The following is an 11845-nucleotide window of genomic DNA, read 5'->3' as shown; positions in this document are numbered from 1 at the left end:
GCGCGCCAGGGTACGAGGTTCGGCGGCGAGGGCATGGTGGCTTGCGTTCAGGAGCCACTGAGCCCCGCCGTCTGCTGCTCGTCCCGGCGGGGGGGATTCTTAATCAGCATTTAAGCATTCCGGGTGCATAAGGCACCAATGGACGACATGCGCGCGGTGGATCTCTCTGGCCTCAAGTGGTCGCTGCGATGGCGCCATGGACTGGCCTTGGTCCTGATCGCGGCGTCGGTGACGCTGGGCTTTCTGCTGACCTATCGCATCGCGCACCGGCAGGAAGAAATCTTCGAACTGATGCAGATCGCCGGTCGGCAGAGCATGCTGTCCCAGCGGATCGCCTTCAACGTCCGGCGGCTGCCGGCGGCTGCCCAGATCAATGCCTACGAATATGCGCGACGTCAGCTCGTGTGGTCGATTGAACTGCTGGAGCGTGACCACAAGACGCTGATCGCGGCGGTGGGCGGGCCTGGCAGCCATGCCCAACTGAACCAGGTCTATTTCGCGCCGCCGATTCGTCTTGATGTGCGGGTGCGTGAATATATTCGCGCGGCGCGGCGGGTGGCTGGCACACCGATTGACGACCCGGCGCTGTGGAAAGATGCCCTGGACCAGTTCAACGCCCGCCGGCCGACCGAGATGATGCGTCACCTCGGCCGGGCGGTATCGGCCTTCGAACGGGATGGACAGGCGGATATCGCGCGTCTGCAGGGCTTTCAGATTGTCGCCTGGGGCGCGACGCTGCTGCTGCTGCTGGCGGAATTGGTTTTCATCTTCCGTCCGATGGAGCGACGGACGGTCAGGGCATTTGGCGCACTGCAGCGCCTGGAAAACCAGTACCGCGAGCTGATCGACAACGCCGTCTACCCCATGCTGATTACGGTGGATAGCAAGACGGTGCTCATCAACCGCGCGTTCGCCGAACTGTTCGGTTACCGCGATACCGCCGAGACCCTGGTGCTGGCCTCCGGCGGCCGGCTGGCCTCGCCGGCGATGATGGATTCGCTGCGGGCGGCATTGCAGGACATCGGCGCGGGGCGTCAGCGCCAGGTGACGCTGACGGGCCAGGTCTATCGCAGCGACGGCAAGCCGATGTGGGTCAAGGCCGTGCTGGCGCCTGCCGACTGGTTCGGCGTGTCCGCCGTGCAGACGGTCCTTTTCGATATCACCGAGCAACGCAACCGCGAGCGCGAACTGCAGGTCCAGCGCGAGCGGATCGAGGCGCAGGCGGCGGCGCTGGAAAAACAGGCCAGGGACGCGGAGCTGGCCCGGCAGGAAAGCGAGCGGTCGCGCCGCTTCGCGGAAACGCTGATCGACACCATGCCCAATCCGGTGGTGGTGAAGGATCTGGATGGCCGTTACATCCGCGCCAATCCCGCATTCCACAACGTTCATTTCGCGGTCGGTCAGCCCGTGCTCGGGCAGACCGTCCATGAACTGGTGCCGCCGGATGTGGCCGAACGCATCACGGTCGCCGAGGAGGTGGTCATTGCCACCGGGCAGCCGCAGAGTGTGGATTACGTCATTCCCGCCAGCGATGGCGATCGCCATTATCTCAGCGCCAAGGCGCCGATCCTGTCCACGGAGGGGCAGGTGGAGGGTCTCATCACCGTCATCGTCGACGTCACGTCGGCCAAACGGCTGGAGGGCGAGCTGCGGGAGCTGGCGACGCGCGATCCGCTCACCGGCGCTTGCAACCGCCGTGGCTTCCGGCCGTTTGCGGAGGCGGCGGCGGACATATGGCGGCTTACCGGGCGCGAATGGTCGCTGATCGCCTTCGACATCGACCACTTCAAGCAGGTCAACGACGCTTTCGGTCATGCGACGGGCGATCAGGTGCTCGAACTGATGGCGGCGATGGTGGCCAGCCGGTTGCGGGCGGACGATTGCCTGGTGCGCCTTGGTGGCGAGGAATTCGCCATCCTGCTGCCGGGCGTGGGTGTTGATGACGCCGCACGTCTGGCTGAACGCCTGCGAGCCGCTGTCGAGGCCACGAGCGTCCCCACACCGCGCGGACCGCTGCGCTTCACCATCAGCCTGGGCGTTGTTGGTGGCGCGGGCGACATTGAGGAAGCCCTGAAACGCGCGGACGCGGCCCTGTATCAGGCCAAACGTCAGGGGCGCAATCAGGTGGTCCGGGATGACATCGTGCCCGCGGTCCGGCCCTGGGTGATCAACGCCGAGTAATCCCGGGTGCAGACGGGTCGCGCCAGCGACGGGCGGCGGCATCGTCGCTTGTCCGGGCGTCGACCCAGTGGCGATCGCCGCCGCGTTCCTCCAGTTTCCAGAATGGCGCGCGTGTCTTCAGCCAGTCCATGATGAACATGGCCGCCTCGAACGCGGCCTGACGATGGGCCGAGGCCGTGGCCACCAGCACGATCTGGTCGCCCGGTGTCAGGCGGCCGAACCGGTGGATCACCGTACCGCCCTGCAAGGGCCAGCGGGCCTCGGCCTCGGCGCAGATGGCGGCGAGCTGGCGCTCGACCATGCCGGGGTAGTGCTCCAGCGTCATCGCCGTCAGCGGCGCGCCATCGGCCATGTCACGCACCAGGCCGGTGAAGGTGACGATGGCGCCGATGTCGGCTCGGCCGGCGCGCAGCCGGTCGACCTCCGCGGCGAGGTTGAAATCCTCGGCCTGGACACGGAGGCCGATCATCCGCCGGTCACGGGTGGGAAGATGGCAATCTCGCGGGCGCTGGCGACGGGCGTGCTCATGTCGGCGAATATCTGATCGACCGCGACACGCAGGCGCGTCCGGTCGGCGAACGCCTCGGCATGGCCGGCGCTGCGGCGGCCAAGCCAGTCCAGCAGGTCGGCGACCGTGGTCACCGTAGCCGGCGGCGCGAGGGCTTCCGCGTCCAGTCCGATGCGTTCACGCACCCAGGCGAAGTAGAGGAGGTGCATCGCATGTCATCCTAGCTCATGTGCCGGATGCCGACCCGCAGATAGTCGTAGCCGGTAATCGCCGTCATTGCCGCTGCCAGCCAAAGGCAGAGCAGACCGACTTCATGGGCCGGCAGCCAGGAGAACTGGAACCGGGCGGCGCCCTCCAGGATCAGCGCGCCGAGCGCGATCATCTGGAAGGCGGTCTTCCATTTGGCCAGCCGGCTCACCGGCACCGAGACCTTAACACCCGCCAGGAATTCGCGCAGACCCGATACCGCGATCTCGCGCAGCAGGATGATGATGGCGGCGATCACATGCACGCCGGATATCACCCGCTCCGCCACCAGCATGATGATGACCGCGGCGACCATGATCTTGTCGGCGATCGGGTCAAGGAACTGACCAAGCTTGGACACCGTACCCTGGGCTCGCGCCAGATAGCCGTCGATATAGTCGGTGATGCCGGCGACGCAGAACAGGGCAAACGCCCCCAGCGAACCGATCCAGGTCGGCCCCCACAGCATGAATACCAGCAGGGGAACCGCGAAGATGCGGCTCAGCGTCAGCAGATTGGGCAGGCTCGTCAACATGGTCGGGCCACACTAGGCGAGTCGGCCGATGGGCTCAACCGCCCTTGGCGGAGAGTCTGGCGTGCCCGTGCCGCCATCGACCGGCGGCTCGGCGTGTCCTCGGCTGAACAGGGCGACGACGCGGCGCGTGCGGTGACGGAACGAACCCTGGCGGCGGGGGCAATATCCAATTTGGTGGAAACCATGAGTGTCACAGTGCCGGTTTGGAGAATTCCACCGTGACATGATCCCTCTTGCCGCAGGCGCTGGGGCAGTTACCATGCGCGCCTTCATTCATGTCGTTCTTGATCAGCTGTTATTGGAGAGTCTCAATGATGTCAGTGACGCAAGCCGTGGCATCACGGCGTTCGGTGCGTGCATTCCTGGATACCCCGGTGTCGGTCGATACCATCCGTGATGTGCTTGCCAAGGCATCCCGCGCGCCGTCGGGCGGCAACCTGCAACCCTGGCAGATCCATGTGCTGGCCGGCGACGCCATGGCCCGCTTCAAGGCGATCATGGCCAAACGGGTGCAGGAAGCGCCAATGGGCGAGCCGCCTTACGAGTTCGATGTCTACCCCAAGGATCTCAAGGCGCCGTACAGCAACTACCGCTTCCAGGTCGGCGAGGACATGTATGGCGTGCTGGGCATCCCGCGCGAGGACAAGCTTGCCCGCATGATGTGGTTCGCCAACAACTACCAGTTCTTCGGCGCGCCGCTGGCGATCTTCTGCTACGTCGACCGTCAGATGGGGGCGCCGCAGTGGTCCGACCTCGGCATGTACCTGCAGACGGTGATGCTGCTGTTGCGCGAGGCCGGTCTCGACAGTTGCCCGCAGGAATGCTGGTCGATCTTCCACAAGACCGTGGACGCCTTCCTCCAGCCGCCCGCCGAGCAGATGCTCTTTTGCGGCATGGCGATCGGCTACAAGGATAGCGACGCCGTGGTGAACCGGCTGGTGGCGCGGCGCGCGCCGCTGGAGGACTTCACGACTTTTCACGTCGACTGATCGGACCACCATCGTCCGGCGTGAAGCGTCGCCTAGACTTTACGTTTACGTCAACGTAAAGCTGGGTGCGGGAGTATCTGTATGACCGATCAATCGCTGACCGACCTCGAAATCGAGGAACAGGCGCCCATCGAGGCCGTCGAGTTTCGCGGCCTGAGCTATCCGTTCGGTCGCTGGTGGCCGGCGCCGGGCGAGCTCAAGGAGGTGGCGGCCGGCGTGCTGTGGCTGCGGATGCCGATGCCGGCGGGGCTCGACCATATCAACCTCTACGTGCTCGACGACGGCGACGGCTGGGTGCTGGTGGACACCGGATTGCGCACCGACGAGACCCGCGCGCTGTGGCAAGGGCTGCTGGCGGGGCCGCTGGGCGGCAAGCCGGTCACCCGCGTCATCGTCACCCACATGCATCCCGACCATCTCGGACAGGCGGGCTGGCTGTGCCGGCACACCGGCGCCACCTTGTGCATGACGCGCGGCGAGTATCTGACCGCCCGCATGCTGATGCTCGACCAGCAGGAGGAGCCGCCGGTCGAGGCGATGACCTTCTACGGCCGCGCCGGCTGGGACGGCGAGGATCTGGAGGCCTTCCGTGGCCGTGGCTGGGGGCGGTTTGGCAACGCGGTGACACCGTTGCCGGTGCAGTATCACCGGATGCGGGATGATGACGCGCTGACCATTGGCGGGCGGACCTGGCGGGTGGTGGTCGGGCGCGGTCATTCGCCCGAACATGCCTGTCTGGTGTGCGAGGAGGCGGGGGTGCTGATCGCCGGTGACCAGGTGCTGCCGCGCATCACGCCCAACGTCTCGGTGCATGTGGCGGAATTCGATGCCAACCCGCTGGAGGAATGGTTCGACAGTCTCGATCGGCTGAAGCTGCTGCCTGACAGTCTGCTGGTATTGCCGTCGCACAATGAGCCCTTCCATGGCCTGCATGCGCGCCTTGACCAGCTGCGGCTCGACCATGAGCGCAAGCTCGACCGCCTGATCGAGCGTTGCCGCGAACCGCGCAAGGTGCGCGAGACCTTCGAGACGCTGTTCAAGCGACCGATCACCAACAGCGACATCATGATGGCGACCGGCGAGGCGCTGTCGCACCTGCACTATCTTGAAGGTCAGGGGCGGCTGCGGCGCCAGCGCGAGGCCGACCACGACCTGTTCGTGGTGCCGTGACGAGGTTAGGATGATCCGACCGCGCTCGGCCATGACGCGCGGCGGACGGGGAGGACAGGCGTGACAGAAAGGCCGTGGCTCGAAGGGTATAGTCATGCCCAGCCGTGGGACACTCCGTTCGAGGCACTGCCGGTGCCGGCGCTGCTCGAACGCTCGGCGGCGCGCCAGCCCGACGCGCCCTACCTCGACTTTCTCGGCCGTCGCTGGACCTACCGCGAGATTGCCGAACAGGTGACGCGCGCGGCGCGCGGGTTCCAGATTCTCGGGGTCGGCAAGGGCATCAAGGTTGGCCTGTTCCTGCCCAACTGCCCGCATTACGTGATCGCCTACTACGCCATTCTCAAGGCCGGCGGCACGGTGGTGAACTTCTCGCCGCTCTATTCGGCCTCGGAGCTGCAGGCACAGGTCGAGGACTCGCAGACCGACATCATGGTCTGTCTCGACGTCGCCAGCCTGTACGCCACCATGTCGGAAGTGCTGGAGACCTCGCGGCTGCGCTGCCTGGTGGTGGGCTCGCTCGCGGACGCGCTGCCGCCGGCCAAGAGCCTGCTCTACCGGGTGTTCAAGCGGCGCGAGCAGGCGAAGGTGAAGCTCGATATCCGCCATATCGGCTTCGATGAGCTGCTGGCCAACGATGGCAACCTCCGCCCGGTCGAGATCGATCCCGAACGCGATCTGGCGTTGCTGCAGTACACCGGCGGCACCACCGGCGTGCCCAAGGGGGCGATGCTGACGCACGCCAACCTGACCATCAATGCCCAGCAGGTGGCGGCGATCGACGAGAAAGCGCGCGAGGGCCATGACCGCATGTTCGGCGCGCTGCCCTTCTTCCACGTGTTCGCCAACACCGTGGTGCTGAATCTCACCACGCTGGTGGGTGCCGAAATCGTCATGCTGCCGAAATTCGAGCTGACCCAGGCGCTGAAAACCATCCACAAGCGCCGCGTCACCGTGGTGCCGGGCGTGCCCACGATGTATACTGCCCTGCTGTCGCATCCCAAGCTCGATAAGTACGACCTGACCTCGATTCGCCTGTGCATTTCCGGCGGCGCGCCGATGCCGGTGGAACTGAAAAAGCAGTTCGAGGCCAAGACTGGCGCCATCGTGTCGGAAGGCTATGGCCTGACCGAGAGTTCGGGTGTCGTTTCCACCAATCCCTTTCATGGCGAGAACCGGCCGGGCTCCATCGGCCTGCCGCTGCCGGGGACCGACATCATCATCGTCGACAAGGAAGACCCGACCCGGGTGTTGCCGCAGGGCGAGGCGGGCGAGATCACCATCGTCGGCCCGCAGGTGATGCGCGGCTACTGGCAGCGTTCGGGCGATCTGGTGTTCGCCGATGGCCGGCTGCGCACCGGCGACGTCGGTTACATCGATGCCGACGGCTACACCTTCATCATCGACCGCCTGAAGGACATGATCATGGTCGGTGGCTTCAAGGTCTACCCGCGCATGATCGAGGAGGCGCTCTACCAGCACCCGGCGGTCAAGGAAGCGACGGTGATCGGCATTCCCGACGCCTATCTCGGCCAGAAGCCCAAGGCGTTCGTGGTGCTGAAGTCCGAGGCGGCGGCCGGTGTCGATGGTACCGCTCTGCTCGATTATCTGAAGGACAAGGTCGCCAAGCACGAGCGGCCGGTGGCGGTGGAAGTCCGAGATGCGCTGCCCAAGACGATGATCGGCAAACTGTCGAAGAAGGAACTGGTGGCGGAAGAGGAAGCGAAACGCACCGCGGCCGGCAAAGGGAGCTGAACGTTCATGGGTCTGCTGACGGGCAAGGTGGCGGTGGTGACGGGCGGTGGCGGCGGCCTGGGGCGCGCCTATGCGCTGCTGTTCGCGCGGGAAGGCGCGCGCGTGGTGGTCAACGACTATGGCGGCAATCGCGACGGCACCGGTGCCGGCACCGCGCCGGCGGCCGAGAAGGTGGTCGAGGAAATCCGCGCCGCCGGGGGCGAGGCGGTGGCCAATGCCGCCGATGTGCGCACCATGGCCGGCGGCGAGAGCATTCTTGAAACCGCACTGGCGGCGTTTGGCCGGGTCGATATTCTGGTCAACAACGCCGGCATTCTGCGCGACAAGACCCTCCTCAAGACCGAGGAGGAGGACTGGGATCAGGTGATCGCCGTGCACCTGAAGGGGGCGTTCTGCGTCACCAAGCCGATTTTCGCCTGGATGAAGGACAATGGCGGCGGCGTCATTGTCAACACCACCTCGACGTCGGGCATCATCGGCAATTTCGGCCAGTCGAACTACGCGGCGGCCAAGGCCGGCCTGTGGGGCCTGTCGCACGTGCTGGCGCTGGAGGGCATGCGCTATGGCATCCGCGTCTGGGCCTTCGCGCCGACGGCCGCCACGCGGATGACCGAAGGGCTGATCCCGCCCGAGATCGCCGAGAAGTGGACGCCGGACCGGCTGGCGCCGGTGGTGCTCTACATGGTGAGCGACCTTTCCAAGCAGCACACCGGCAAGACGCTGACGGCGACCGGCACCAATGTGATGGAATTGAAGCTTGTCAGCGGGGCGGGCTTTGCCACCGGTGCTGAGCCGTTCACCGCCGAGTCGATCGCCGCGCACGAGGATGAGATTTACGCGCCGGAAGGCAGCATCCATTTCCTGCGCTAGTCCGCAAGGACGCCGCGCGCCAGACAGTCCGGCGGATTATGCGCCGACCTGCCACGCCCACCGGGTGGCATTGCCTGCAAGGAGCTTTTAGCCATCGGTCGATTGTCCGCACCAACAACAACACCGGACCGGCCGTTTCAGACCTGGGGAGATTTTGACAATGGATTTTGATTTTTCCGACGATCAGAAATTCATGAAGGAGCAGGCGCGCAAGTTCCTCAAGGAACAGTGCGACAGCCGCGTGGCGCGTGGCGTGCTCAACGACCCGGCGCGCGGCTATGACGCCGATCTGTGGCGCAGGATCGCCGGGATGGGCTGGCTCGGCATTCCGATCGCCGAACAGCATGGCGGGCTGGGGCTCGGCCAGATCGCGCTGTGCGCCATCGCCGAGGAAATGGGCCGCGCCTGTGCGCCGGTGCCGTTTGCCTCGACGGTCTATTTCTTCACCCAGGCCGTGTTGCTGGCGGGCTCGTCCGAGCAGCAGGCGGCGCTGCTGCCGGCGGTGGCCGCCGGCGATCTGATCGGCGCCTGGGCGGTGGCCGAGGGCGCCGGCGTGGCGGCTCCCGGTAGCGCGCTGGGTTGCCGCGTCGAGGGCGGCCGGCTGAGTGGCGTCAAGGTGCCGGTGACGGATGGCGCCATCGCCGACCGGCTGATCGTGCTGGCACAGGAAGGGGGTCAGGCCGGCTTGTATCTGGTCGATGCGCGCGGTGGCGGCGTGCGGGCGGAAACGCTGGCGAGCCTCGACCCCACCCGCAACGTGGCGCGGGTGACCTTCGACGGCGCGCCGGCCGAGCGGCTGGGTGACGCCGGCGACGGCTGGGCGCTGGCCCAGGCGGTGCTCGACCGGGCGGCGGTGCTGCTTGCTTTCGAACAGGTGGGCGGCACTGACGCCTGCCTGGAAATGGCCAAGGACTATGCGCTCAACCGCTATGCCTTCGGGCGTGTCATCGGCGGCAACCAGGCGATCAAGCACAAGCTGGCGGATATGTATGTGAAGGGCGAACTGGCCCGCTCCAACGCCTATTTCGGCGCCTGGGCGCTGGAGGAAGGCGGCGCTGAGCTGCCGCTGGCGGCGGCGGCCGCGCGCATTGCGGGCAGCGAGGCCTACTGGTTCGCCGCCAAGGAAAACATCCAGACCCATGGCGGCATGGGCTTCACCTGGGAGGCGGACTGCCACCTCCACTATCGCCGGTCGGAGCAGCTGCGGCTGGTCGCCGGTGCGCCGCGGCTGTGGAAGGAGCGGCTGATCAGCCAGCTCGAACAGCGCAACGCGGCCTGAACAGGCCGGCCTGAACAGGATAGAGGGGAGGAACACGTCATGGATTTCAAGGATTCACCGGAAGAAGCCGCTTTCCGCGCCGAAGCGCGGGCCTTTCTCGCCGCCAACGCCCGCCCCAAGGGCGACGGGGCGCCACTTGCCGTGCGCTCCGATCCGGCGACGCTGGAGGCGGCCAAGGCCTGGCAGCGCAAGAAGGCCGAGGCCGGCTTTGCCTGCATCACCTGGCCCAAGGAGCTGGGCGGGCGCGGCGGCACGCCGATCCAGCAGGTGATCTACGCCCAGGAGGAAGAGCAGTTCGAAACGCCGCCCAATGTCTTTGCCATCGGCCTTGGCATGTGCGTGCCCACCGTGATGGCGTTCGCCGACACCGCCACCAAGCAGCGCTTCGTGGCGCCCGCCGTGCGCGGTGACGAAATCTGGTGCCAGCTGTTCTCCGAGCCGGCGGCGGGCTCCGACGTTGCCGGCCTGCGCACCCGCGCGGTGCGCGATGGCGACGACTGGGTGGTCAACGGCCAGAAGGTGTGGACCTCGGGCGCGCACTTCTCCGACTTCGGCATCCTGCTCACCCGCACCAACCCGGATGTGCCCAAACACAAGGGCCTCACCATGTTCTGGGTGGACATGAAGGCGCCGGGGGTGGAGGCTCGTCCGATCCACCAGATGTCGGGCGACCGCGAGTTCAACGAGGTCTATTTCACCGACGTGCGCATTCCCGACAGCCAGCGGCTGGGTGAAGTGGGCGCCGGCTGGCAGGTGGCGCTGGTGACGCTGATGAACGAGCGTCTGGCGGTAGGCACCGGCTACGGCCCGACGCCGGAGGAGCTGATGGCGCTGGCCCGCGCGCTCGACCTCGGTGGCCGGCCGGCCATGGCCGACCAGGCCTTCCGCGAGAAACTGGCGGACTGGTATGTGGCGGCACAGGGGCTGAAGTTCACCAAGTTCCGCACCCTGACCGCGTTGTCGCGCGGCCAGACGCCGGGGCCGGAGGCCTCGATCGGCAAGATCGTCTCGGCCAACCAGATGCAGGAAATGTCGGCGATGGCGCTCGACCTCGCCGACCAGTACGGCATCCTCAACGATCCGGCCGAGGCGCCGTTCGGCGGCCTGTTCCACCGCAACTTCATGTTCGCGCCGGGTCTGCGCATCGCCGGCGGCACCGACGAGATTTTGCGCAACATCATCGCCGAGCGGGTGCTGGGCCTGCCCGGCGACGTGCGGGTGGACAAGGACATCGCGTTCAAGGACCTGCCGACCGGGCGATAGGCGGGCATTGGCGGGATCGGCCCGGCATCGCGGGGTGCGGTGCCGGGCCTGACCGCTCAGGCCGCTTCGACCATGCCCGACGGGCCGTCGAGCTGGGCGCGCTGCCGGTCGACGATGGCCTGCAGGAAGTCGACCACGGCGCGGATGCGCGGCAGCGTGCGCAGGTCGGCGTGCACCACCACCCAGTAAGCCCGCTCGATGCGGATGTCGGCGGTCAGCAGCGGCACCAGCCGGGGATCGTGACCGGCGGAGAAGTGGTGCAGCAGCCCGAGCCCGAGGCCGGCGGCGACGGCGTTCTGCTGCGCGACGATGGAGTTGGAGCGGAACAGCACCTGCGCGCCGGGCACCACGTCGGTCAGCGACTTCAGCTGCGGGATCGCCACCAGATCCTCGATGTAGCTGATGAAGCCATGGCCGCGCAGGTCGTCGGCGTTGCTGATCGGCGGTCGGCCGGCGAGATAGTCGGCGCTGCCATAGAGGCCCAGCGCGTAGTTGGTCAGCTTGCGGGCGAACAGCCGGCCCGATGGTGGCCGGCCCAGCATGATGGCGATGTCGGCCTCCCGCTTCGACAGGCTGATCGCCCGGTTCTCCGCCACCAGTTCGAGGTTGAGCTGCGGGTAGAGCTGGTTGAACAGCGGGATGTTGGGGGCGACCAGATAGGCGCCGAACGCCTCCGGCGTCGCCAGCCGCACGGTGCCGGTCACCTGCACGTCCTGGCCGGCCATCTCCTCTACGATGGTGGTGGCCTCGCTTTCCATGCGGTCGGCGTGCGCCACCAGCCGGTGGCCGGCCTCGGTGAGGGTCAGGCCGCGCGGCGAGCGATGGAACAGCCGGCAGCCGATGGCCTGCTCAAGAGCGCCAATCCGGCGGGCAACCGTGGTATGGTCGACCCCCAGCTTGCGGCCGGCGTCGATCAGCCGGCCATGGCGGGCCACGGCGAGGAAGAAGCGCAGGTCGTTCCAGTCGAACACGGCGGACGCCTCCCGTCATTGTAACTTTGCACAGTAGATCGGCGCAAAACGAGTCTGGTACAGGTATTGGTGCACAGCATA

11 protein-coding genes are annotated in these 11845 nt (G+C 66.7%); 7 read left to right on the top strand and 4 right to left on the bottom strand.

What is annotated here, in order from left to right; all coding sequences use genetic code 11:
- Window positions 1-138: 138 nt before the first annotated feature.
- Window positions 139-2181 (top strand): diguanylate cyclase, encoded by a 2043-nt coding sequence (locus ABU113_RS11090; RefSeq protein WP_454559582.1) that lies wholly within the window; start codon window positions 139-141, stop codon window positions 2179-2181.
- Here the strand turns inward: ABU113_RS11090 and moaE are convergent.
- Genes moaE through pgsA form a run of 3 tightly spaced genes read right to left on the bottom strand, consistent with a single transcriptional unit; the run spans window position 2168 to window position 3467 of the window.
- On the bottom strand, window positions 2168-2650 hold the full coding sequence (gene moaE / locus ABU113_RS11085) for a molybdopterin synthase catalytic subunit MoaE (protein ID WP_454559581.1): 483 nt from the start codon (window positions 2648-2650) through the stop codon (window positions 2168-2170). The genes ABU113_RS11090 and moaE overlap by 14 nt on opposite strands.
- A complete protein-coding gene (moaD, locus tag ABU113_RS11080; protein ID WP_454559580.1) occupies window positions 2647-2898 on the bottom strand; it encodes a molybdopterin converting factor subunit 1 in 252 nt (83 codons plus the stop codon). Before moaD ends, moaE begins: the two co-directional genes overlap by 4 nt.
- A gap of 11 nt (window positions 2899-2909) precedes the next feature.
- Window positions 2910-3467 (bottom strand): CDP-diacylglycerol--glycerol-3-phosphate 3-phosphatidyltransferase, encoded by a 558-nt coding sequence (gene pgsA / locus ABU113_RS11075; RefSeq protein WP_454559620.1) that lies wholly within the window; start codon window positions 3465-3467, stop codon window positions 2910-2912.
- 278 nt (window positions 3468-3745) lie between these two features.
- On the opposite strand from pgsA, the gene ABU113_RS11070 reads away from it, so the two are divergent.
- From ABU113_RS11070 to ABU113_RS11045, 6 genes are all read left to right on the top strand, one after another.
- Window positions 3746-4459, top strand: a complete 714-nt coding sequence (locus ABU113_RS11070) for a nitroreductase (protein WP_454559579.1) — start codon at window positions 3746-3748, stop codon at window positions 4457-4459.
- Between the two features lie 81 nt (window positions 4460-4540).
- Window positions 4541-5629, top strand: a complete 1089-nt coding sequence (locus tag ABU113_RS11065; RefSeq protein ID WP_454559578.1) for an MBL fold metallo-hydrolase — start codon at window positions 4541-4543, stop codon at window positions 5627-5629.
- Window positions 5630-5689: 60 nt separating this feature from the next.
- A complete protein-coding gene (locus tag ABU113_RS11060) occupies window positions 5690-7381 on the top strand; it encodes a long-chain-fatty-acid--CoA ligase (RefSeq protein ID WP_454559577.1) in 1692 nt (563 codons plus the stop codon).
- 6 nt (window positions 7382-7387) lie between these two features.
- Window positions 7388-8251, top strand: coding sequence for an SDR family NAD(P)-dependent oxidoreductase (locus tag ABU113_RS11055; protein WP_454559576.1), 864 nt, complete (start codon window positions 7388-7390; stop codon window positions 8249-8251).
- A 160-nt stretch (window positions 8252-8411) separates the two neighbouring features.
- Window positions 8412-9530 (top strand): acyl-CoA dehydrogenase family protein, encoded by a 1119-nt coding sequence (locus tag ABU113_RS11050; RefSeq protein ID WP_454559575.1) that lies wholly within the window; start codon window positions 8412-8414, stop codon window positions 9528-9530.
- Between the two features lie 39 nt (window positions 9531-9569).
- The gene (locus ABU113_RS11045; RefSeq protein ID WP_454559574.1) at window positions 9570-10793 is read left to right on the top strand and encodes an acyl-CoA dehydrogenase family protein; all 1224 of its coding nucleotides are present in this window, start codon (window positions 9570-9572) and stop codon (window positions 10791-10793) included.
- Between the two features lie 56 nt (window positions 10794-10849).
- On the opposite strand, the gene ABU113_RS11040 is transcribed toward ABU113_RS11045, so the two are convergent.
- Window positions 10850-11764, bottom strand: coding sequence for a LysR family transcriptional regulator (locus tag ABU113_RS11040; RefSeq protein ID WP_454559573.1), 915 nt, complete (start codon window positions 11762-11764; stop codon window positions 10850-10852).
- Between the last annotated feature and the right edge of the window lie 81 nt (window positions 11765-11845).

It is taken from the genome of Parapedomonas caeni, from assembly GCF_041060555.1.
Lineage (GTDB): Bacteria > Pseudomonadota > Alphaproteobacteria > Sphingomonadales > Sphingomonadaceae > CAUJIW01.
This window is presented reverse-complemented; position numbering and strand designations above follow the sequence as displayed.

Bases quoted from the DNA above. Each gene is read 5' to 3' on its own strand.
- ABU113_RS11090 (WP_454559582.1), top strand. From the start codon at position 139: ATGGACGACATGCGCGCGGTGGATCTCTCTGGCCTCAAGTGGTCGCTG.
- moaE (WP_454559581.1), bottom strand. From the start codon at position 2,650: ATGATCGGCCTCCGTGTCCAGGCCGAGGATTTCAACCTCGCCGCGGAG.
- moaD (WP_454559580.1), bottom strand. From the start codon at position 2,898: ATGCACCTCCTCTACTTCGCCTGGGTGCGTGAACGCATCGGACTGGAC.
- ABU113_RS11070 (WP_454559579.1), top strand. From the start codon at position 3,746: ATGTCGTTCTTGATCAGCTGTTATTGGAGAGTCTCAATGATGTCAGTG.
- ABU113_RS11065 (WP_454559578.1), top strand. From the start codon at position 4,541: ATGACCGATCAATCGCTGACCGACCTCGAAATCGAGGAACAGGCGCCC.
- ABU113_RS11055 (WP_454559576.1), top strand. From the start codon at position 7,388: ATGGGTCTGCTGACGGGCAAGGTGGCGGTGGTGACGGGCGGTGGCGGC.
- ABU113_RS11050 (WP_454559575.1), top strand. From the start codon at position 8,412: ATGGATTTTGATTTTTCCGACGATCAGAAATTCATGAAGGAGCAGGCG.
- ABU113_RS11045 (WP_454559574.1), top strand. From the start codon at position 9,570: ATGGATTTCAAGGATTCACCGGAAGAAGCCGCTTTCCGCGCCGAAGCG.